At 60.5% G+C, this 21,901-nt stretch carries 16 protein-coding genes, 3 tRNA genes and 2 rRNA genes; 9 read left to right on the top strand and 12 right to left on the bottom strand.

Features of this window, described 5'->3' with window-relative positions:
- The first annotated feature begins 116 nt into the window (after nucleotides 1–116).
- The gene (locus AC3Z8Y_RS03140) at nucleotides 117–1,001 is read left to right on the top strand and encodes a LysR substrate-binding domain-containing protein (RefSeq protein WP_490088413.1); all 885 of its coding nucleotides are present in this window, start codon (nucleotides 117–119) and stop codon (nucleotides 999–1,001) included.
- Between the two features lie 3 nt (nucleotides 1,002–1,004).
- Here the strand turns inward: AC3Z8Y_RS03140 and AC3Z8Y_RS03135 are convergent, their stop codons facing one another.
- Together AC3Z8Y_RS03135 and AC3Z8Y_RS03130 are read right to left on the bottom strand one after the other, a co-directional pair.
- Entirely contained in the window at nucleotides 1,005–2,228 is a 1,224-nt protein-coding gene (locus AC3Z8Y_RS03135; RefSeq protein WP_490088412.1) for an MFS transporter, read from the bottom strand.
- 80 nt (nucleotides 2,229–2,308) lie between these two features.
- The gene (locus AC3Z8Y_RS03130; RefSeq protein ID WP_490088411.1) at nucleotides 2,309–4,363 is read right to left on the bottom strand and encodes a methyl-accepting chemotaxis protein; all 2,055 of its coding nucleotides are present in this window, start codon (nucleotides 4,361–4,363) and stop codon (nucleotides 2,309–2,311) included.
- A gap of 204 nt (nucleotides 4,364–4,567) precedes the next feature.
- Here AC3Z8Y_RS03130 and AC3Z8Y_RS03125 point away from each other — a divergent pair.
- The 3 genes from AC3Z8Y_RS03125 to AC3Z8Y_RS03115 all read left to right on the top strand — a co-directional run bounded on the left by AC3Z8Y_RS03125 (nucleotide 4,568) and on the right by AC3Z8Y_RS03115 (nucleotide 7,854).
- Nucleotides 4,568–4,644: transfer RNA gene (locus tag AC3Z8Y_RS03125), tRNA-Met, on the top strand.
- Nucleotides 4,645–4,776: 132 nt separating this feature from the next.
- Nucleotides 4,777–5,999, top strand: a protein-coding gene (locus AC3Z8Y_RS03120) for an IS3 family transposase (protein WP_490086788.1) whose coding sequence is annotated in 2 segments (ribosomal slippage) — nucleotides 4,777–5,128 and nucleotides 5,128–5,999 — 1,224 coding nt in all. Because the reading frame shifts where the segments join, the coding sequence is not laid out codon by codon here.
- A gap of 169 nt (nucleotides 6,000–6,168) precedes the next feature.
- Nucleotides 6,169–7,854, top strand: coding sequence for an acid phosphatase (locus AC3Z8Y_RS03115; RefSeq protein WP_490088410.1), 1,686 nt, complete (start codon nucleotides 6,169–6,171; stop codon nucleotides 7,852–7,854).
- On the opposite strand, the gene AC3Z8Y_RS03110 is transcribed toward AC3Z8Y_RS03115, so the two are convergent.
- Nucleotides 7,855–8,550 (bottom strand): TerC family protein, encoded by a 696-nt coding sequence (locus AC3Z8Y_RS03110; protein WP_490088409.1) that lies wholly within the window; start codon nucleotides 8,548–8,550, stop codon nucleotides 7,855–7,857. It abuts the gene before it with no gap.
- 133 nt (nucleotides 8,551–8,683) lie between these two features.
- Between AC3Z8Y_RS03110 and AC3Z8Y_RS03105 the strand changes: the two genes are divergently transcribed.
- Nucleotides 8,684–9,625 carry a 2-hydroxyacid dehydrogenase gene (locus tag AC3Z8Y_RS03105; protein WP_490088408.1) on the top strand — a complete coding sequence of 314 codons (942 nt, stop codon included), beginning with the start codon at nucleotides 8,684–8,686 and terminating at the stop codon, nucleotides 9,623–9,625.
- Between the two features lie 49 nt (nucleotides 9,626–9,674).
- Here AC3Z8Y_RS03105 and AC3Z8Y_RS03100 read toward each other — a convergent pair whose 3' ends face one another.
- From AC3Z8Y_RS03100 to can, 3 genes are all read right to left on the bottom strand, one after another.
- Nucleotides 9,675–10,226, bottom strand: a complete 552-nt coding sequence (locus AC3Z8Y_RS03100) for a D-Ala-D-Ala carboxypeptidase family metallohydrolase (protein WP_490089919.1) — start codon at nucleotides 10,224–10,226, stop codon at nucleotides 9,675–9,677.
- Nucleotides 10,227–10,255: 29 nt separating this feature from the next.
- Nucleotides 10,256–10,777 (bottom strand): superoxide dismutase [Cu-Zn] SodC, encoded by a 522-nt coding sequence (gene sodC / locus AC3Z8Y_RS03095; protein WP_490088407.1) that lies wholly within the window; start codon nucleotides 10,775–10,777, stop codon nucleotides 10,256–10,258.
- An 85-nt stretch (nucleotides 10,778–10,862) separates the two neighbouring features.
- Complete coding sequence (can, locus tag AC3Z8Y_RS03090) at nucleotides 10,863–11,501, bottom strand: carbonate dehydratase (RefSeq protein ID WP_490088406.1); 639 nt, start codon at nucleotides 11,499–11,501, stop codon at nucleotides 10,863–10,865.
- Nucleotides 11,502–11,634: 133 nt separating this feature from the next.
- On the opposite strand from can, the gene AC3Z8Y_RS03085 reads away from it, so the two are divergent.
- A complete protein-coding gene (locus AC3Z8Y_RS03085) occupies nucleotides 11,635–12,060 on the top strand; it encodes a serine kinase/phosphatase (RefSeq protein ID WP_490088405.1) in 426 nt (141 codons plus the stop codon).
- Between the two features lie 12 nt (nucleotides 12,061–12,072).
- Here AC3Z8Y_RS03085 and rimI read toward each other — a convergent pair whose 3' ends face one another.
- Together rimI and AC3Z8Y_RS03075 are read right to left on the bottom strand one after the other, a co-directional pair.
- Nucleotides 12,073–12,522 (bottom strand): ribosomal protein S18-alanine N-acetyltransferase, encoded by a 450-nt coding sequence (gene rimI, locus AC3Z8Y_RS03080; RefSeq protein WP_181121718.1) that lies wholly within the window; start codon nucleotides 12,520–12,522, stop codon nucleotides 12,073–12,075.
- Nucleotides 12,519–13,298, bottom strand: coding sequence for an energy transducer TonB (locus AC3Z8Y_RS03075; protein WP_490088404.1), 780 nt, complete (start codon nucleotides 13,296–13,298; stop codon nucleotides 12,519–12,521). The genes rimI and AC3Z8Y_RS03075 overlap by 4 nt, the downstream gene beginning before the upstream one ends.
- Nucleotides 13,299–13,457: 159 nt before the next feature.
- Here AC3Z8Y_RS03075 and mksB point away from each other — a divergent pair, with 159 nt between their 5' ends.
- Genes mksB through mksF form a run of 3 tightly spaced genes read left to right on the top strand, consistent with a single transcriptional unit; the run spans nucleotide 13,458 to nucleotide 18,224 of the window.
- Nucleotides 13,458–14,741, top strand: a complete 1,284-nt coding sequence (gene mksB / locus AC3Z8Y_RS03070) for an Mks condensin complex protein MksB (protein ID WP_490088403.1) — start codon at nucleotides 13,458–13,460, stop codon at nucleotides 14,739–14,741.
- Nucleotides 14,731–15,396: an Mks condensin complex protein MksE gene (mksE, locus tag AC3Z8Y_RS03065; RefSeq protein ID WP_490088402.1), complete on the top strand. Its 666-nt coding sequence runs from the start codon at nucleotides 14,731–14,733 to the stop codon at nucleotides 15,394–15,396. Before mksB ends, mksE begins: the two co-directional genes overlap by 11 nt.
- Nucleotides 15,393–18,224 (top strand): Mks condensin complex protein MksF, encoded by a 2,832-nt coding sequence (mksF, locus tag AC3Z8Y_RS03060; protein WP_490088401.1) that lies wholly within the window; start codon nucleotides 15,393–15,395, stop codon nucleotides 18,222–18,224. Before mksE ends, mksF begins: the two co-directional genes overlap by 4 nt.
- A gap of 142 nt (nucleotides 18,225–18,366) precedes the next feature.
- On the opposite strand, the gene rrf is transcribed toward mksF, so the two are convergent.
- The 4 genes from rrf to AC3Z8Y_RS03040 all read right to left on the bottom strand — a co-directional run bounded on the left by rrf (nucleotide 18,367) and on the right by AC3Z8Y_RS03040 (nucleotide 21,891).
- Nucleotides 18,367–18,482: ribosomal RNA gene (rrf, locus tag AC3Z8Y_RS03055) — 5S ribosomal RNA — on the bottom strand.
- Nucleotides 18,483–18,607: 125 nt separating this feature from the next.
- A 23S ribosomal RNA gene (locus AC3Z8Y_RS03050) occupies nucleotides 18,608–21,495 on the bottom strand.
- A 236-nt stretch (nucleotides 21,496–21,731) separates the two neighbouring features.
- Nucleotides 21,732–21,807: transfer RNA gene (locus AC3Z8Y_RS03045), tRNA-Ala, on the bottom strand.
- Between the two features lie 7 nt (nucleotides 21,808–21,814).
- Nucleotides 21,815–21,891 (bottom strand) — tRNA-Ile (locus AC3Z8Y_RS03040).
- Between the last annotated feature and the right edge of the window lie 10 nt (nucleotides 21,892–21,901).

Here is a 21,901-nt window from a genome sequence, read left to right as displayed (position 1 = left end):
TGGCTTGCGCTTATTGAATGGATGCGCAAGCCTAGGGGTACGGAGTTGTGCCATGTTCGCCGGGCCGGGCGCGAAGCACAAACGGATAATCCTGCACCTATCGATGACTTTTGCGAATGAATCACCGCCGCCTCACCCCCTCCATGTCCTTGCTGCTGGCCTTCGAAGCCGCTGCCCGACACGAAAGCTACACCCGCGCTGCCCAGGAGTTGTCCCTGACGCAAAGCGCGGTCAGCCGACAGGTACAGGCCCTGGAGCAGTTGCTCGGGCTTACCTTGTTCCGCCGCGAAGGGCGCCAGGTGCAGCTCACCGACGTCGGCCGGTTGTATCAGCGCGAGTTGAGCGAGGCCTTGGGGCAGATTCGCAGCGCGACCTTGCAGGCACTGGCCTTTCAGTCCGGCACCGGCACGCTGCGCCTGGCCACACTACCTACGTTCGGCTCCAAATGGTTACTGCCACGCCTTCAGGATTTTTACCGGGCCCATCCGGGCATGATGGTGCACATTCACTCACGCATCGAAGCCATCGACTTCGCTACCAGCGAAATCGACGCAGCGATCAGTGTGGGTACGGGTGAGCTGCCGGGCCTGATCAGCCACCGGCTGCAGGCCGAACAACTGGTGGTGATTCTGGGGGTGGAAGGCGCGCAGGCGCTAGGTGAGCTGACGCCTGAGCGCATCAGCGGCCAGGCCTTGTTGACCGTGGCCACCAACCCGCACGCCTGGGCGGAATGGTTCAGCCACCACGGCCTGCCACACCGAAGCATGCGCCTGGGGCCGAGCTTTGAGTTGACCTCGCACCTGATCCAGGCCGTACGCGCCGGCATCGGCGTAGGCCTGGTGCCGCGTGTGCTGGTGGAAGAAGAACTGGCGAAGGGCGAGCTCACAAGCGTTGGCGAGCCAGTGGCCAGCAAACGCAGTTACTACCTGGTGTACCCGCAGCGCAACGAGGCGTTGCCCTCGCTGCGCGCGTTCCGGCAGTGGTTGCTAGGGCAGATCTGAGCCTCAGCTTCTGGCTTGGGTGGACGGCAGCAATACGGTGAGGATGCCCAACAGCGGCAGGTACGAACACAGCGTGTACACGTATTCAATGCCATGCACGTCGGCCAGCTGGCCCAGCAAGGCAGCGCCGATACCGCCGAAACCAAACATCAGGCCAAAGAACACCCCTGCGATCATGCCAACGTTGCCAGGGAGCAATTCTTGGGCGTACACCACGATGGCGGAAAATGCAGACGCCAGGATGAAGCCGATCACCACGCTCAGCACGCTGGTCCAGAACAGGTCCACATAGGGCAGCATCAGCGTGAAAGGGGCCGCGCCCAGAATGGAGAACCAGATCACCGTCTTGCGCCCGATGCGGTCGCCGATCGGCCCGCCAAAGAAGGTGCCCGCCGCCACCGCGCCGAGGAACAGGAACAGGTGCAGCTGCGAACTGGCCACCGACAGGTCGAACTTTTCGATCAGGTAAAAGGTGAAATAGCTGGTAAAGCTTGCCATGTAGAAGTACTTGGAGAACACCAGCAGCGCCAGCACGGCCAGCGCCCCATTGATGCGCCCGCGGGACAGGCCATGTGTTGCGACCTTGCTGCGTTTGGCTGCGAAGGTATTGAGATGGCCTCGATACCAGCGGCTGAGCCCGTACAGCACGCCAATGGCCGCCACCGCAAACACGGCGAACCACGCCACATTGCCTTGGCCGAAGGGAATGACAATGGCCGCCGCGAGCAGGGGGCCAAACGCAGAGCCGGTATTGCCACCGACCTGGAACGTGGACTGTGCCAGCCCGAAGCGCCCGCCGGACGCCAGCCTTGCCACGCGGGAGGTTTCCGGGTGAAAGGTCGAAGAGCCGATCCCGATCAACGCGGAGGCCAGGAGGATCATCTCGAAACTGCCCACCATGGACAGCATCAACACGCCAATCAACGTACAGACCATGCCGGCAGGCAGCAGGAACGGCTTGGGGTGGCGGTCGGTATAGAAGCCGATCCAGGGCTGCAGCAGCGAAGCCGTGATCTGGAACGTGAGCGTAATCAACCCTACCTGGGTAAAGCTCAAGTCATAGTTGGCTTTGAGCATGGGATAGATCGACGGCAGCACCGCCTGGATCAGGTCGTTGATCAAATGAGCCAGCGCACAGGCGGCGATGACTTTCATCACCAGTGGGCTGGTGGCCGGTGTTGCGGGAGAGGGGGTTACCGCACTAGCACTGGTAGACGCGAGAGCCATGGATCACCTGAGGTCAAAGGGGCGCATTGTTCAGGTGCGCCACTTTGACATCTTGCAACACATTCTTCCAGTCACCGGCCCTACGCGGTAGCAAAGTTAGCGGTGGTCGCGCGCAGCGCCGTGCTGCCTCGGTTCAGCCGGTCGGCGGCGCCATTGACCTCACGGGCACCGTCGAGCAGGCGCAACGCAGCCTGATCCACCTGCTGGATATTGCCGCTCACTTCATCGGCCGTGGCCGCTTGCTGCTCCACGGCCGTTGCAATATGGGCCAAGGTGTCGTTGACGGCTTGCACGGCCCCCGCGATCTCACCCAGGCTGGCACCCAGGCCGGTGACCGCAGCGGCATCCCCTTCCGCCTGGGCGCAGGCGGCCTGCATCAATTCCACCGCCTGCTGGACGGTTGCGCGCAGGCTGTCCACGGTCGCGGCGATCTGCGCGGTCGATGCCTGAGTACGCTGAGACAAACTGCGCACCTCATCGGCCACCACCGCAAAGCCCCTTCCCTGTTCACCGGCGCGGGCAGCCTCGATGGCGGCGTTCAGGGCGAGCAGGTTGGTTTGCCCAGCGATACTACCGATGACATCTACGACGGACTGGATCTGTTGGCCTTGCTCACTCACCCGTCCCAAGGCTTGGGCGCTGGCACTCAGGCGCTGGTTGAGTTGCTGGATATTGCGTGTGGTCAGTTCGCTCTGGCGGCTGCTGCTCACCGCGATCTGCCGGGTGTGCCGCGCGCTTTCCGAGGCTTCCTCACACCGCTTGGCCACCTCTTGCGAGGTTGCGGCCAGCTGGGTAGCGGCGGTGGCGATCTGGCTGATCTGCATCTGCTGGCTTTCGACATCGCGCAAGGTGCCGCTGGCCTGGCTGGTCAGTGTGTCTACCGCGCCCCCCAAGGTAATGCTCTCCCGATCGACTGCCGCCAGGCTGCCACGGAGCTGGTTTACCGCAGCGTTAAGGGCAAGCGAGATCGCCGCCAGTTCATCGCGCCCTGTCACCGGCACCTGAACCCGCAGGTCACCGTCGCGCAGGGACTCGGCCAACTTGGTAATACCGGCAGCACTGCGCCGAATGGACGCCTGCAAGCACACGAACAGGTAAACCGCGGCCAGCAGCAGAATGCCGAAGCCTATGGCCACAGGTACCATCTCGGCCATGGCTTGCCCATGGTAATAGGCAAGGCGCTGCTCCAGCGAAGCGAGCGCCTGCTGGCGCATGGCCAAAATGCTCCCGAGCAGGGCATCCACGGTACTGTCGAATTCCGCTGCCGAGAGGTTCACCGAGCCGCCGAAGAGTTTTTCGTCGAGCAACTTCAGGGTGCTGTCGAGTTGCTCCGTGCTCTGCTGGTATTGCCGCGCCCAGCCGAGGTCTTCAGGCAAGCGCCCGCTCAACGCTGCCCCACTTTTGAGCAACTGCTCGCGGGCATCGCCGATGCGTGCGCGCAGATCGCGCATCTGCAAGCGGCTTTGCAGGCTGAACTGCCCGGCCACTACCGAGCTTTCACCCGCTGCCGCCAGCCGGCCAGCCCGCTCGTAAATATCAGGCGCACGCTGGGTTGCGATTTCCATCAGCAGGTAGGTTTCCATCCAGGGGTCAAGAATCAGCCCGCTGTCCATCGCGACCTGTTCGCGCAGCAATTGCAAGGCGCTGATGGCAACGGTGAATTTATCGAAGCCGTCTGGCCACCAGCCCACGCTGCGCAAAGTTTGCAAGTCCACCCCGGCTGCAGCCTGCTGTAGCGTCTGGTAACGGCGGCGCGCTTCTTCGCTTGCACCGGTATCACTCAGCAGTTGGCCCAGCTGTAGCATCGCTTGCTGCAATTGCGGGCCATTGGCTTCCAGGGCGCTGATGGCCGCTTTGGCTGCGGCCGTGGGGTCATGAAGAATGTCGACTGCCTTCCAACGGGCGGCCAACGCGCGCTGTTCGCTCAGCAGATGGTCCACTGGCTCCAGCGCGGCCAGCTGCGCCGTGCCTTTGCGCTCGGCATCGATCACCCGCAAGCGTTCGCGATAGCCATTGCCCAGCATCACCAGGCTTACAGTGAGCGGCAGCATGAACAGGAAAAACAACAGCAGGAATTTACCGGCGAAGGTAAACCGACCCAGCAGGTGGGTTCCGGGGGAAAGCAGAGTGGCCATGTCCGACTACGCTCCTGGACAAACGACGCGCCCGGGCAAGCCGGGGTAAGCCCAAAACAGTGCAAGAATCACACCCGCGCACGCTTCCACCTGGCGGCTGCCCGTGCGCCTTGGAGATCAAGCGCTTACGAGCGCACGTACGGAAAAAAAATGAAACCGAATGCTTGACAGCCCCCCGGCTTCCGCGAATAATGCGCGCCACTTGGCTACATAGCTCAGTTGGTTAGAGCATAGCATTCATAATGCTGGGGTCCGGGGTTCAAGTCCCTGTGTAGCCACCAAACACTGTTTCGGTCACTGTTGTAATGGTCATCGAAACATCAGAGAAGCTCGCACCCGTGCGGGCTTTTTTGTGCACGCTGTCCCGTCCTGAATAAGGTTTACACCTTCTGACCTATCTTCAGGAGGAGCCAATGGATTCGGGCAAAAGGCGGAGCCAGCGTGACTACACGCTAGCCTTTAAATTATCGGTCGTAGACCAGGTCGAAAAGGGCGAGTTGAGTTATAAAGAGGCTCAACGGCGCTACGGCATTCAGGGCCGGTCCACGGTACTGGTCTGGCTACGCAAGCATGGCCGGCAGGACTGGAGCCAAGGCGCCTCAATTCGAGAGCCGAGGAGCAGGTCCGTGACCGAGCCAACTCTCCCGCTGACACCCGAGCAGCGGATCAAAGAGCTCGAAGAGCAGCTGGCGCTAAGCAATCAGAAGGCGCAATTCTTCGAAGCCGTCGTGAATGTTCTGAAGAATGACTATGGTGTTTCCGTCGTAAAAAAGCGACCCGGCAAGTCCTCTCGCAAGGGCAAATCCAAGGCCTGAGCATCACCAGGGCTTGCCTGTTCATGGGCATTTCGCGCCAAGCGTATTACCAACGTAATCGAGCTTTTGACGCGAGGGCTCGTCAAGATCAAGAGGTCATGGACTTTGTTCTTGAAAAGCGCCGCCGCCAGCCCAGGATAGGCACGCGTAAGCTGCATTACCTGATGAGCGTCGAAGTCGGCGCGCCAGTGCAGGTCGGTAGAGACCGCCTATTTAGCATCTTGCGCAACGCTCGAGAACTGGTGGTGCGCAAACGGGCTTACCATAAAACGACGGACAGCCATCACCGCTTTCGCCGCCATCCGAACTTGCTCAAAGCGGGCCTAGGGCAAATCGTTGCCAGCAGGCCCGAGCAGGTCTGGGTCGCAGATATAACCTACCTACCGACACAGGAAAGCGTCGCCTACGTGAGCCTCGTGACAGACGCTTACTCGCGCAAGATCGTGGGACATCATGTGCATGAGAGCTTGCATACCGAGTCGGTGATCAAAGCGATGGAAAAAGCAGTTAGCGAACGCCGAAGCAGGCTGCCACTGATCCATCACTCAGACCGTGGAGCCCAATACTGCTCTGAGCTTTACCAGGGCTTACACGCTAGCCATGACGTCAGATGCTCAATGACCGACGGCTATGACTGCTACCAGAATGCTCTGGCAGAGAGGGTAAACGGGATCTTGAAGACCGAGCTTTTGCTATGGCGGCCTAAAAATCTGGCGGAAGCAGTGAAAATGGTGGATGAATCGGTGCTGATCTACAACGCGGAACGGCCACACCTGTCCCTGAAATACAAAACGCCCGATGCGGTGCATCGGGCGTTTTGAGACTGAAACAGGTGTAAACCTATTTCAGGACTAGACACGCTCGAAAACTATTCTTCGCCTGATCCTGAAGGCTACATGAAACTTCCCCGTCCCCCTTCCGGCTGTCATTTGAGCGTCATCTTCCGTTGCTAGGTTCCGGGCCACATCTGGATACGCCTACGGAAGCCCAATGAGCGATCAGCCTGAAGACCCGTTCGATAGCGAGAAACCTGCCCTTTCGTCCACCCGCCGCCGGTTTCTGGGTGGCCTGGCCGCGATCGGTGCCGGGGGCGCCCTCGCCGGCTGCGCACCCTCCAGCGCCACCCCTGCGCAACCTGCCCCGCTAACCCCAGCCGAGCTGGACCATGCCCTGCGGGACAACGTTAAAACGGTGGTGGTGATCTACGCGGAGAACCGCAGCTTCAATAACCTGTTCGCAAACTTCCCGGGCACTGAAACACCTTTGTCGAAGCTAATGCCCGGCCACTACCAGCAGCGGGACCGCGACGGCAGCTTGCTGACGAACCTGCCGCCCGTATGGGGTGGCGTGTTGCAGCTGGGCCCCCAAACGCTGGAAGGCGTAACCTATCCGAGCGGCGTGCAGTATCAGGAAAACCTGCCCAATGCGCCGTTCCCACTCAAGGGCCCGCAAGGGGAAGACCTGCCCATGGGGCTGGTCACTCGGGACTTGTGGCATGTGTTCTACCAGAACCAGATGCAGATCAATGGCGGGCGCAACGATCAGTTCGTGGCCTGGGCGGATTCAGGTGGCCTGACCATGGGCTATTACCCTCAAAGCCGCTACGCCTTGCGGCTGTGGGACTTGGCCGAGGAATTCGTGCTGTGTGACAACTTCTTCCAAGGCGCTTTCGGCGGATCCTTCCTCAACCACCAGTACCTGATCAGCGCGACCGCCCCTGTTTACCCCAACGCCAACACCTCGGCAGCCAAGTCACAGATCGCAACGCTGATGAGCGACGACCCGGCAGACACCCGGCTCAAACCCTTGCCGGCCTCCCCCGCCAGCGCAATGCAAGGCCCGCCGCAGTTCGGCCCCAGTGCGATCACCCCGGATGGGTACGCGGTCAATACCCTGGCCCCGCCCTACTGGCCCACCTGGATTCGCGACCCGGACCGGCCGGATTACTCCAAGCCCGACCTTCCTAACGTGCTGGTACCTCAGCGCCACGACCATATCGGCGACAAGCTGTCGCGCAAGGGCGTGGACTGGGCCTGGTACGCCGGCGGCTGGCAGGCCACCCTGGACCAGTTCAAGGACTCGCCGGGCATTCCGAAGATCCCCAACTTCCAGTACCACCACCAGCCCTTCAACTATTTCGTACAACAAGGCCCGGAGCGCCCCGAGGAGCGTCAGCGGCGGCTGCGCGATGGCGGCCTGGGCGACGACCCGTCCAGCAACCACTTCCTGGCCGACGCAGCGGCGGGCAAGTTGCCCGCAGTCACCTTCTACAAGCCCCAGGGCAACCTCAACATGCATGCCGGGTATGCCGATGTAACGTCTGGGGACCGGCACATCGTGCGCATCGTGAAAACCCTGCGCGAAAGCCCCCAGTGGAAGAACATGGTGGTAGTGGTCACGGTAGATGAAAACGGCGGCTGGTGGGACCACGTCGCGCCGCCCGAAGGTGACCGCTGGGGCCCGGGTTCGCGCATCCCGGCGCTGGTGATATCGCCCTTTGCGCGCAAAGGCACGGTGGACCATACCGTTTACGACACCGCATCGATTTTGCGGTTGATTACCCGCGTATTCGATCTGGAGAAACTGGACGGCCTGACCGAGCGGGACAAGGCCATGGCAGCGCGCGGTCAGCCTTTGATGGGCGACCTCACCAACGCCCTGACCTTCAATCGCTGATCAGGTGGAGCTCACCCGCTGCCGGGCGCGGTAGCGGGACAGGCCCATCCCCACCAGCATCACCAACACCGCACCGGCGGCACTGGCGAGGTATTGCAAGCCCGACCCATGCGCGGGCGCCCAAGGCTCCAGCACGGGATCGGAGAGCGCCAGGCTGAGCGCGATCCAGCCGATCAACCCTCCTCCCAAGGTGACGATGACCGGGAAACGCTCCATCAAGGCCAGCACCACGCGGCTGCCGAAAATGATCAAAGGGATGCTCAGCAACACGCCAGCAGCCACCAGGTAGAGGTTCCCCCGCCCGGCCGCCGCCACGGCCAGGACGTTATCCAGCGACATCACTGCATCCGCTACGATAATTGTCTTGATCGCGGCTAACAGGTGGGTACTGCCGTCAACGGCGTGAGGGTCCTCTTCGGGCGAGGCGATCAGGCGGATGCCTATCCACAGCAGCAACAACCCCGCGCCCAGCTTCAGCCAGGAGAGCGCCAGAAGGTGCATGGCGAAGAACAACAGCAGCACACGAAGGGCTACCGCGCCGGCCATACCTGCCCAGATCGCCTGCCGCCTGCGCTCGGCGGGCAGGCGGCGGCACGCCATGGCGATCACCACGGCGTTATCACCGCCCAGCAGCAAGTCCAGCACCAATATCTGCAGCAGGGATGTCCATACCGCGGGATCTTCGATCCACGCCATGCTTGCCTCCAGTCAGCGGTTACCCGATGGGCTCGTAAGCCCGAGCAACTGTGACCCGCCTGCACGGGGATTTTCTCCCCCCGCCTGGCACTGCGCGGTACAGTGCGCACATTGAACGCAGGGAGAGCCGCGAATGAGCGCGACCGTATTGGTACTGGTAGAAACCATTGGCGAATATCTGCCGATGCTGGAAAACGCAGGCTTCGAATTGATCGTGGCAACCACCCCGTCGGGCCGCCAGGCCGCCATTGAAACCCACGGCGCGACCATTAATGCCGTACTGACGCGTGGCCCACTGGGGCTTACGGCGCTCGAAATCGATGCACTCCCCAAGCTGCAGATCATTACGGTGATCGGCGCGGGCTACGAACGCGTCGACCTGCCCGCTGCCCGGGCGCGTGGAATCGTGGTTACCAATGGCGCTGGAGTGAATGCCTCGGCAGTGGCAGACCATGCCATGGCCCTGTTGCTGGCGCTGGTGCGCGATATTCCGCGCGCGGATGCTTCGGTTCGCCGTGGCGAATGGAGCAAGGTGATGCGCCCGTCGCTGGCTGGCAAGCGCCTGGGCATTCTCGGCCTTGGCGCAGTGGGCATGGCTATTGCCCGACGCGCCTCGGTGGGTTTCGGCATGCCGGTGGGCTACCACAGCCGTCGCCCGCGCGGCGAAGTGGATTACACCTGGTTCGCTGACGCCCGGAGCCTGGCGCAGAGCAGCGACGTGCTGATGATCGCCACGCCCGGCGGTGAGGGTACCCGCCAGTTGGTCGATGCCGGTGTGATCGAAGCACTGGGGCCGCAAGGCTTTCTGGTAAACGTTGCTCGCGGCAGCGTGATCGATACCGCCGCGCTGGTGGAGGCGTTGGGCAATGGGCGCCTGGCGGGTGCCGGCCTGGACGTATTCGACGATGAGCCCAACGTGCCGGAATCGCTGAGGGCGTTGCCGAATGTGGTGCTTACGCCCCATGTGGCGGGCCTGTCACCCGATGCCGTGAAAGCCACCGTTGAACTGGTCACACAGAACCTGCTGGCGCACTTTTCCGGGCGCCCGGTGCTTACGCCGGTGCCGCTGGGCTAAACGGCTACTGTTGGAGCAAGCGCAGCCGCAGGCGAAGCTTGCGAAGGGGTCAACGGCAGAAGGAGGTGCGCTGGCTGTAGTCCTCACCCCAGGTGCGGTAGCCAGCGGTGTCCAGGTGTACCCGGCCCGATGGGTAGCGGCTCAGGCCCATTCGCCAGGCCTGGCCTTGCTCCTTCCAGAACGTGCACAAACCGTCTACCGGGCCGCCGGGCAGCAAGTCGACCGCAAAGGTGCGGACATGAGCGCTGCGGGTCGATCCTCCCGCGCAACGGTTCAGCGCTTCGTCCCGCCAAGCCGAAGCCACTTCGAAGTCACCCAGCACGCGTTGCGTTTTCAGAGCCTTGAGCAAATCGAGGGTATCGGCAACCGCAGGCCATTGGGGCTCGGGCACTATGCCAAAGGGTTCGGCACCGCAACGCTTCCAATCACTGGCCGTTCTCAGCAACTGCCAAATGGGCAATACCTCGCCCACGCCTCGGCGTTGCAGATAACGCTGTAACGCACTTATGCCCTCGGAATGGGAGGTAGCCCACTCATTGAAACGAGCAGGGCCCCGATCGGGATCCTTCGTGGTATCAGCCTGGGCAGCGGTGGCGAACATCAGCGCCACCCCCAGGGTGATCACCGTTTTCACAATACGCCGCAGGCTACCCGAGCACCGCCACCACCGAGCGGTTGCGGCATGTCGGCATGGTTGTCACCCCCTGCATGGATCATCAACGCATGCCCTTCGACCTGGCTCAAGGTTTTCAAACGTGGCGCCAGTACAGGGTACGTAGCGGTGCCGTCGGCATTGACGTAAATGGCCGGCAGGTCGCCCAGGTGGCCTTCGGCATAGGGGCCCAGGTGCTTGCCGGCCTTGGCAGGGTCCATGTGCCCGCCGGCGGCTTCGGCCGGAGACATCTTGCCGTCCTTCATGGCCGGGGCGCAGCTACCGTTCTGGTGTACATGAAACCCATGTACCCCCGGCGGCAAGCCTTTGAGGTGGGGGGTGAACAATAACCCGTAGGACGTCTCCTCGACGCTCACCTCGCCGATCGACTGCAGCGCCCCTTCCGGGCCGGCGAGGTCAAGGGTAACTACTTTGCTTGCTGCTTGCGCGCCTACGCTGCCAGCAATCAGCAGGGCTGCGAACCATCCATATGCTTTCATCGTGCCTCCGGGGCTACCTGTCATGAGCGTCTTGTCCACGTTAGTGGAGTTTTCGCCAAAAGGTTCGCCCCGGGTTGATGGCAAATTATGTCAGCGGGCGCAGCCGGTACTGAGGCGGCAACTGCTCGAAGCCACTGATGGTGGTGTCGAGGCTCTTCCAGCGGCCGTCCTTGATGCCATAGATGCAGCCATGAATCGAGAGGCTTTGCCCCCGATGCCAGGCATTTTGAACGATGCTGGTATGGGCGACGTTGGCCACTTGCTGGATCACGTTCAGCTCGCACATCCGGTCTACTTGCGCCTCTTCGGTCGGCAGCGAGGCCAGGGTATGGCGGTGCTCGTAGTAAAGGTCACGAATCGAGCGCAGCCAACCGTCGATCAGCCCCAGCTGGCGGTCCTGCATGGACGCACGCACGCCACCGCAGCCGTAATGGCCAGTCACCAGGATGTGTTTGACCTTGAGCACGTCCACGGCGTACTGAATCACCGACAGGCAGTTGAGGTCGGTGTGCAGCACCACGTTGGCCACATTGCGGTGGACGAAAAGGTCACCCGGCAGCATGCCCACGATCTCGTTGGCCGGCACACGCGCATCGGAACAGCCGATCCAGAGGAATTCCGGCGTTTGCTGGCGCGCCAACTTGGCGAAAAAGTCAGGGTCGCGCTGAGTGATGGCGTCGGCCCAGCGGGCATTGTTGTCGATCAGTTCTTGCAGGTCGTTCATGGTCAGGCCTCGAGAGTGATGCGCCAGTATGACTCCGCTTCGGCAGCCCGGGTCACGTTGCACAAGGCGGCTCGATTGAATCTTGGCAAGCGCGGCGAGTCCACCCTACAAGGCCCATAACCGGAGGAAAATCATGGAACCCACACAACGCCCCTACGGTGCGCCGGAACCTTCCGAAATCGACACCACCGAAGACCGGATCGGCTCGGTACACCCGCTGGACTTCAACGACCCGAACGGCGACGGCCCGGCAGGCTTTACGGGCGATGCCCTTGAAGACGAAGCGCTGGCGTCGCCACAACGTGTCAACGAAGCTGGCCTGACTGGGGCATCGACCGACGACCACCACCAGACCATGGATGACATGAGCCCTGAAACGCTCATTCGTGAAGACGGCTCGGAATCCCTCGAGGAAGCCGAACTGAGCGGCGCCCCGGCAGACTTGCAGCTTAACCCCGTGGACGAGGACGACATCGGCGGCGGTGATGGCCTGGACGAAGCGGAGCTGGCCCGCCTGGACCCCCTGGACGGGAAGGCGTGGGATGGCGAAGAGGAGTAATCCCCCCGCCGGTTACATCAGGGTGCAGGCCATGACCAGTGCATCCTCACGCCCACCGGCGGCGGGGTAGTAATCCCGTCGCCGGCCCACTTCGTTGAAACCGTAGCGGTCATACAGGCGATACGCCGACTGATTGCTCGCGCGAACCTCCAGGAAGCACTCCCGGCCATTGAGCGCCAGTGCCCGATCCATCAGGTGTTCGAGCAACTTGAGGCCCAGGCCCCGGCCCTGATTCTCCGGCTTCACCGTAAGATTAAGCAGGTGCGCCTCGTCGATGATCACGTGGATTACCCCGTGCCCTACCAGCTGTTGGCCTTCGAACATCAGCCAGATTTCGTAGCTTTTCAGCCCGTCGAGGAAGATGCCTCGGGTCCAGGGATGCGTGTAAGCGGCGTATTCGATCTTGAGTACGGCGTCCAGGTCCGCCTCGGTCATGGGGCGAAACGTTACTGCGTCATTCATTCCACGGGTTTCCAGCGCGCCATCAGCGGGCGCATCGCATGCCAGACGTCCGCTTTTCGCATCGGTTCGTCCATCAGGGTTTCAAGGCCGGGCAAGGCCCAGCCCTCACAAAGGTTGTCTATGGGCACCACGCTATAGAACGCGGGCTCACCCGCATCGGCGGCGAAGCGCAACGCCGGCGGGCCGACCAGCCAGATGCAATCGCAGGGTTCGGTTTCCAGTTGCACGGAGATGAAGCCTTGCACGAAATCTCGCGCCGCTTCCGGCCCCTGGTCAAGGCTGCCCCGAGCCAACAGCGGCCAGCGCACCGGCTCGCCGATCAGCCGGGGGCTGTCGGGCAGGCCGGCGGCGCGCAGCATGTCCTTGAGCAAAAGGTAGCCGGGGTCCCGGGATTGGAAAGCCTCGCCGGTGGGCAGCTCCACCAGCACCAGGCAGGCGCCGGCCCGCAGCAGCTGCAATGCGAAGCGAGGCGCCGCCACAGCCGGCTTGGATGCCTTGGCTGCAGGAGCAGGCGCGGCCTCGGCGGGTTTGGCCACCGCTGCCGGGCGCGGCAGTTCGGGCCGCAGGCGCTCGGTTGGCGACGGGTGCAGCGCGGCGGTTCCCTTGGCAACGGCCGGGGGCACGCTCTGCAGGGCATGCGCCTCGGGTTCTGCCGGGGCTTCCCAGGCCAGCAGCTCGGCCCGTGATGGCGCGGCGAACGGCAACTCGGCACGGGGCAACCACTGGACCACTTGCATGGCATCCAGGTAGGCGCGGCGGCGGGGTTCGTTCAGCACAGGCAGCTCATCGTTGATCCGGAAAGGCAGCGATTCTACCGCGAGCGAGGATAATTCACGACCGCTACGCGACAAGCTCACCCGGCCATCAGCGAACCCGCCGCAGGCTTGATGATGCGCTACAATCCGGCCTTTTTCTGGCAACCAGGCGGCCATCCCATGATCGAACCCAAGCGGGTGCTACGCGCCCTCGCCGAGCACTGGGCCCTGCTCGAACCCTTATGCGAGCGTTTCGACCAAGGCACCTTGAGCCTCGCAGAGCTGCGCGTGCAATTGGCCGCGCAACTGCGAGACAGCACGCCTCAGGACATTACGGCCTTGCTGGACGTGTGGATTCGGCTGGACATCCTCGTTCCGGTCGCCAAAAGCCCCAATCGCTTCGAGCTCAACGCCCAGATCCACGATTTTCTGGCCTATCTGCGGCGCGAGCACCGGCTGGGGCTGTGCCTGGAGATCGAGGCGTACCTGCGGCACCTCGAACGGCTTGCCGGGCACATTCAAGATGCGTTCGACATCCGCGACAGCAATGACCTGGCGCGCCAACTGCGGTTGTTGGACATGCGGGTACGTGACGTGCTTAAAAAGCTTGCCAACGACGAGCAGGCGCTGGTGGCGGTGGCCGAACGGGCCAAGACCAGTGACCGGCAGATCCCGCTCCGTCAGCGCTATGCCGAGGTGCTGGCCACCTGGGACGAATATGTAGAACCGATGATCCAGCTGGTGAACGCCGACGGCGCCTTCGAGCAAGGCGTGCGCAAGGTGGAAAACGTATTGCTGCGCCTGTTGGGCGAGCAGCAGCGCTTGGGCCATCTGATTGATGACGACATGTTGTTGCGTACCCATGCGCGCATTCTGGAAATGCAGACCAGTGCCCAGCTCACGCTTCGCCATGCCCGGGAATTGCTGCTGCCATTGCGAGAGGAAGCCCGTCGGCACAACGCTGTGACCCGGGGCGCTGCGCTGGCGCTGGCCGCCATGCGTCGCAAGGGGCTGGATGCGGTGCCCCAGGCAGCCCTCCCCCTCTTCACCCGCCCGCAAAGCAACTTCCTGGGCACCGCAAGCCAGGTGGAAGCCTACGTCTATGCCCTGGCCCGTTTCGAATCCCGCCCGGCGCGCTTCCCCCGTTCGGAAAAAGATAAGGACCGCCCGGACACACCGCGTGCCCCACGCACGGTGCGAGAGATGCTCGACCGTTGCGAACAAGCCCTTCCATTGCCAGACCTCATGCAATGGCTGCTGGACCAAGAGCCCGAGGGCGAGACCGATGAACTGCTGTACTGGTTTTCGCGCCTGTCGAGAGACAAGCGCTTCGCTCGCCAGCGCCTGGAACGGCAGGACTATGCCACCCATGAACACCTTGTGAGCCTACGCTCCTTCGCCCTGTTTTCACCCGCCGATTTACCCGCCGGCGCGACCCCCGTGAGCCTTGCCGATGAATCTTGACCTGAGTGAACTTACCCAACTGGCGCCGATATTCCGGGAGCTGTTCAAAGGCTTTCATATCAGCCGGCGCGATCCGGAACTGTATGCGCAGCTGTCGAACTTTCAGGATGCCTATCGGGGGCTGTTTCGCGCCCTGGGCTTTGAGCTGGTGTGCGATACCCGTGGCTTTTATTACTTCGTTCCCGAACAGGCCGCGGCGCAGGTAAACAAGACCGCACAGCGGCTTTCGCTGTTCACCTTCATCCTGGTGGAGCATTTGGCCGACCAAGGCCGCGACCCGATCAGTGTGCTCGACGGCGGAAGCCTGGGCCGCGACGAACTGCCCGGGTTGCTGGAGAAATACCGGGACCTGTTCGGTCAGGCGGAAGTGCAAACCGCTGAAGAGCTGGAGGAGAAGATCATGCGCCGCATGGCCCAGCTCGGCTTCACCCACGAAGAAAACGGCATTTACCGTTTCCTTGCACCCATGCATCGGTTCCTTGATGTGTGCCTGTCGGTCCAGCAGGACCGCGACCTTGCCGCCAGCCTGCACAGCGCCTTGCCGCTCCCAACGCCCGTCCTGGTGGATGACACTCTGGAAGGTAGCTTCGATGAGGACGAGGAACAGGCGCTTGCCGCCGCGATAGCCGATGAGCAGGAGGAGCTACAAGCATGAGCCAGGAACGCTACGGCATTCGGCGCTTCGCCTTGTTGAACACCGCAGGTTATAGCCTCGGGCTGTTCCCGCTTGAGCACCCGCTGTCGGTGTATGGCGCGAACAACCTCGGCAAGAGCGCCTCGATCAACGCACTACAGTTCCCGATCCTGGCACGCATGTCGGACATGAGCTTTGGCAAATACAGCCTGGAGCAGTCCCGCAAGTTCTACTTCGCCAGCGATACCAGCTACATCCTTTGTGAGGTTCTACTCCCTCACGGGCCCCATGTAATCGGCGTAGTAGGCCGCGGCCCGGGCGGTGGCTTCGGCCATCAGTTCTTCGCCTATGCCGGCGCGCTGGACCTTGCCCATTACCAGAAAGACGATACCTGCCTGCGCCAGAAAGAGCTGTTCGCCAACCTGGACCGTCATGGCATCAAAGCCTATGAAGTAAAGCCCGACGAGCTGCGCCGCCTGCTGGTGGGTGGCCATACGTCCATTGCGCTGGACCTCACGCTCATCCCGCTGCGCTCCACCAGTGAGCAAAGCCTGAAGACGTTCCGTGCGCTGTTCATCAACTTGCTGCACATGCGAGAAATTACCGCGGCCAAGCTCAAGCAGCTGTTCCTTGACGCTTTCGAGCACAGCCTTCGCTCCGGGAGCGTGGACTACATTGCGGCCTGCGAAGAAGCCTTCCGCGATGTCCGGCGCATGGAGCAGGACTACCATGCACTGGTTGCTGCCGGCCCTCTGGTTGAAGCTTTGGCCAACGGGGTGCGCCAGCGTGATCAGCTGCGGGGCAAACTGCATCGGCTTTCACCGGTTCTCGACGGTCTGCTCGGGACCTGGCAAGCCTACGCCCAGGATCGCAAGGAAGAGCTGCTGGTTCAGGCGGAGCATTATCGTGGCCAGCAGGACGTATTGCAGAACGACCAGCGCGGAACCACCCAGGAGCTGATGCGCCTGGAGCGGGAAATCACTGGCGTGCAGCGGTGGCTGGGTGAGCTGTCCGTGCTGCGCCATCGCTTCGCCTTGGTAGACGATGCCCGCGTACTTGAGCAGCAATTGCTGGTCGCCAAGGATGCCCACGACGAGCTGGCAGGGGCATTGGCCCATGCCAGGCAATTCAGCAGCGACGACCTGGAAGCGCGGGTGCGCGAACTGGAAACCCGGTTGAAGTCGGTGAAACAGCAGCTGGATCATGCGGACAACAACAGCTATGCGCGCCTGCGTGAAGAATTCTCGCAGCAGGACGTGGAGCGGCTGATGCGTGTGTTCAACGGCGCGCTGTTCAGCCTGCCCTTGGGCGAGAACGGGATTGACCTTCAAGGCAGTGAAGCTTGGGTCAAAACGCTCGAGGCAGTACTGGATCAGTTCAAGGGCGATCGCTTTGAAGTGCCAGGCCTTTCAATCGATCTTTCCTCGATCGAAGCTCCGGCCCTGCAAGCCTTGGCAGATCGCGCGGCATTGAGGGATCAGAAAGACCGCCTCGACAAGGAACTGCGTCAGCTGAAAACCCAGCAAACTGTCACCTCGGACAGGGCCGCGAGCAAGGCTCAGGCAGATGGGTTGTATCAGCAAGTGCTGGACGCGCAGAAAGCCCTGGAAGATTTCCGCCGGGCGCAGACGCTCGCAGCCGAGGAGCCCGCCAAGCTGGAACAATTGGCACAGATGGAGGCTGCGCAGGACGACTTGAAGCGTTCCAGCGATGCGTTCGCCGAGCGCGTACACCAGCTGGCGGCCAAGCTTCAGCTGGTGAGCCGCCAACTGGGTGACCTCGAATCCCAGCAGCGCACCCTTGACGATACGTTGCGCCGCCGTCAGTTGCTGCCTGCCACCTTGCCGTTCGGGACACCGTTCATGGAGCCGGTAGATGACGGCATGGACAATCTCTTGCCCCTGCTTAACGACTATCAAGACAGCTGGCAGGCATTGCTGCGGGTGGATGGGCAGATCGAAGCGCTGTATGCGCAGGTCCGGCTCAAGGGTGTCGCCAAGTTCGATAGTGAAGAGGACACCGAGCGACGCCTGCAGCTGTTGATCAATGCGTATGCCCACCGCCAGGACGAAGCCCTTACTTTGGGCAAGGCACGCCGCGCCGCGGTCACGGATATCGCACGCACCTTGCGCAACATCCGTAGCGACTACGACAGCCTTGAACACCAACTGGGCTTGTTCAACCGTGAGATCAACCGCCGGCAGGTTTCGAACCTGGAAAGCTTCCGTATCGTGCTTGCGCCGAACAAGGAAGCGCTCAAGCACATCGACCAGATCATCTACAGCGCCGGGCAGTATGAAGAGGGCGAGACGCTTTCTGTGTTCGACCTCAGCCAAAGCGCTGAGCAAGACAGCAAGAACGAGGAAGCGAAGGAGTATCTGGCCAGGCTTGTAGCGGCAAACCATAACCAGCTGGGGCTGAAAGACCTGTTCGAACTGGCTTTCGAGATCACCAAGGTGCACGGGCAGCCGGTATTACATACGGACATTGACGGGGCCGCATCAAACGGCACCACGATGACTATCAAGGCGCTCACCAATATGTACCTGTTGCTGCACCTTATGGATCGGGAGCGGGCCGGTAAGATCCGGCTGCCTTATTACCTGGATGAAGCGGCGGACATCGACGAACGCAACCAGATGGCATTGCTCGAGACGAGTCAGCAGTTGGGGTTCACGCCTATCCTCGCCTCCGTCAAACCACAGGTTTCGGCACGGGTGGCGATCGATCTGGAAGGAGGCAGCGGGCCCAATGGGATTTATATCGACGAGGCGGACTGGAAGATCATTCGCCGCCATGACGAGCACCCGGCTGCAGAGTTACTGAAGGCGGCAGAGGTAACGGCTTGAAGCGCTGACCGCTCATATGCCCCGCCGTGTGCGGGGCTTTTTTTTGCGTGCGATTCGGGGCTGGAAGGGGGGGTGATGTTTTTAGGGGCCCTGAAAAGACAAAACCCCCGATCGCAGGGCGATCAGGGGTTCTGGGTTTGAATCTTGACGATGACCTACTCTCACATGGGGAAACCCCACACTACCATCGGCGATGCATCGTTTCACTGCTGAGTTCGGGATGGGATCAGGTGGTTCCAATGCTCTATGGTCGTCAAGAAATTCGGTAGCGGCCCCGTTTGCACGCGGTCGCGAATCTGGGTATGTGATGTTTGTGATGTCGCCAATTTTCGGTGTGTCTTCACCGCCGCGCTCTGTGCTTACACAGATTGCTTGGGTGTTATATGGTCAAGCCTCACGGGCAATTAGTATGGGTTAGCTCAACGCCTCACAGCGCTTACACACCCCACCTATCAACGTCGTAGTCTTCGACGGCCCTTCAGGGAGCTCAAGGCTCCAGTGAGATCTCATCTTGAGGCAAGTTTCCCGCTTAGATGCTTTCAGCGGTTATCTCTTCCGAACATAGCTACCCGGCAATGCCACTGGCGTGACAACCGGAACACCAGAGGTTCGTCCACTCCGGTCCTCTCGTACTAGGAGCAGCCCCTCTCAAATCTCAAACGTCCACGGCAGATAGGGACCGAACTGTCTCACGACGTTCTAAACCCAGCTCGCGTACCACTTTAAATGGCGAACAGCCATACCCTTGGGACCGGCTTCAGCCCCAGGATGTGATGAGCCGACATCGAGGTGCCAAACACCGCCGTCGATATGAACTCTTGGGCGGTATCAGCCTGTTATCCCCGGAGTACCTTTTATCCGTTGAGCGATGGCCCTTCCATACAGAACCACCGGATCACTAAGACCTACTTTCGTACCTGCTCGACGTGTCTGTCTCGCAGTCAAGCGCGCTTTTGCCTTTATACTCTACGACCGATTTCCGACCGGTCTGAGCGCACCTTCGTACTCCTCCGTTACTCTTTGGGAGGAGACCGCCCCAGTCAAACTACCCACCATACACTGTCCTCGATCCGGATAACGGACCTGAGTTAGAACCTCAAGGTTGCCAGGGTGGTATTTCAAGGATGGCTCCACGCAGACTGGCGTCCACGCTTCATAGCCTCCCACCTATCCTACACAAGCAAGCTCAAAGTCCAGTGCAAAGCTATAGTAAAGGTTCACGGGGTCTTTCCGTCTAGCCGCGGATACACTGCATCTTCACAGCGATTTCAATTTCACTGAGTCTCGGGTGGAGACAGCGCCGCCATCGTTACGCCATTCGTGCAGGTCGGAACTTACCCGACAAGGAATTTCGCTACCTTAGGACCGTTATAGTTACGGCCGCCGTTTACCGGGGCTTCGATCAAGAGCTTCGCTTGCGCTAACCCCATCAATTAACCTTCCGGCACCGGGCAGGCGTCACACCCTATACGTCCACTTTCGTGTTTGCAGAGTGCTGTGTTTTTAATAAACAGTCGCAGCGGCCTGGTATCTTCGACCGGCAAAAGCTTACGGGGCAAGCCCTTCACCTTCGCCGGCGCACCTTCTCCCGAAGTTACGGTGCCATTTTGCCTAGTTCCTTCACCCGAGTTCTCTCAAGCGCCTTGGTATTCTCTACCCAACCACCTGTGTCGGTTTGGGGTACGGTTCCTGGTTACCTGAAGCTTAGAAGCTTTTCCTGGAAGCATGGCATCGACCACTTCATGCCCGAAGGCACTCGTCATCAGCTCTCGGCCTAGGGATCCCGGATTTACCTAAGATCCCAGCCTACCACCTTAAACCTGGACAACCAACGCCAGGCTGGCCTAGCCTTCTCCGTCCCTCCATCGCAGTAACCAGAAGTACAGGAATATTAACCTGTTTTCCATCGACTACGCTTTTCAGCCTCGCCTTAGGGACCGACTAACCCTGCGTCGATTAACGTTGCGCAGGAAACCTTGGTTTTTCGGCGTGCGAGTTTTTCACTCGCATTGTCGTTACTCATGTCAGCATTCGCACTTCTGATACCTCCAGCCAGCTTCTCAACTGACCTTCACAGGCTTACAGAACGCTCCTCTACCGCGTCACTTGCGTGACACCCGTAGCTTCGGTGTATGGTTTGAGCCCCGTTACATCTTCCGCGCAGGCCGACTCGACTAGTGAGCTATTACGCTTTCTTTAAAGGGTGGCTGCTTCTAAGCCAACCTCCTAGCTGTCTAAGCCTTCCCACATCGTTTCCCACTTAACCATAACTTTGGGACCTTAGCTGACGGTCTGGGTTGTTTCCCTTTTCACGACGGACGTTAGCACCCGCCGTGTGTCTCCCATGCTCGGCACTTGTAGGTATTCGGAGTTTGCATCGGTTTGGTAAGTCGGGATGACCCCCTAGCCGAAACAGTGCTCTACCCCCTACAGTGATACATGAGGCGCTACCTAAATAGCTTTCGAGGAGAACCAGCTATCTCCGAGCTTGATTAGCCTTTCACTCCGATCCACAGGTCATCCGCTAACTTTTCAACGGTAGTCGGTTCGGTCCTCCAGTCAGTGTTACCTAACCTTCAACCTGCCCATGGATAGATCGCCCGGTTTCGGGTCTATACCCAGCGACTAAACGCCCTATTAAGACTCGCTTTCGCTACGCCTCCCCTATTCGGTTAAGCTCGCCACTGAATATAAGTCGCTGACCCATTATACAAAAGGTACGCAGTCACAGAACAAGTCTGCTCCCACTGCTTGTACGCATACGGTTTCAGGATCTATTTCACTCCCCTCTCCGGGGTTCTTTTCGCCTTTCCCTCACGGTACTGGTTCACTATCGGTCAGTCAGTAGTATTTAGCCTTGGAGGATGGTCCCCCCATGTTCAGACAAAGTTTCTCGTGCTCCGTCCTACTCGATTTCATTGACAAGAGATTTTCGCGTACAGGGCTATCACCCACTATGGCCGCACTTTCCAGAGCGTTCCGCTAATCTCAAATCAACTTAAGGGCTGGTCCCCGTTCGCTCGCCACTACTAAGGGAATCTCGGTTGATTTCTTTTCCTCAGGGTACTTAGATGTTTCAGTTCCCCTGGTTCGCCTCTTGCACCTATGGATTCAGTACAAGATACTCAGCTTGTGCTGAGTGGGTTCCCCCATTCAGAGATCTCCGGATCAAAGTCTGTTTGCCGACTCCCCGAAGCTTATCGCAGGCTACCACGTCTTTCATCGCCTCTGACTGCCAAGGCATCCACCGTATGCGCTTATTCACTTGACCATATAACCCCAAGCAATCTCGGGATCGTACGGTGGTGAAGACAACATTCGCCGAAAATTCGCGATTCAACTCACAAATTTTACCTTAGCCTGAACACACACCAGTGAAAGTGCTGTCCAGTCTATCTTTCTATCACATACCCAAATTTTTAAAGAACGATTCTGAAAAAGATCAGAAATCAACATTCAGGCCTCGGACCGAGGGAATGCTCATTTCTAAGCTTTGACCGATGAAGGTGGTGGAGCCAAGCGGGATCGAACCGCTGACCTCCTGCGTGCAAGGCAGGCGCTCTCCCAGCTGAGCTATGGCCCCAAACAACTGGTGGGTCTGGGCAGATTCGAACTGCCGACCTCACCCTTATCAGGGGTGCGCTCTAACCAACTGAGCTACAGACCCAGTTAGATCT

Source organism: Pseudomonas sp. 3MAES_34.3B (assembly GCF_058145875.1).
The sequence above is the reverse complement of the archived record's forward strand: the minus strand, read 5'-3'. Positions and strand labels throughout refer to the sequence as shown.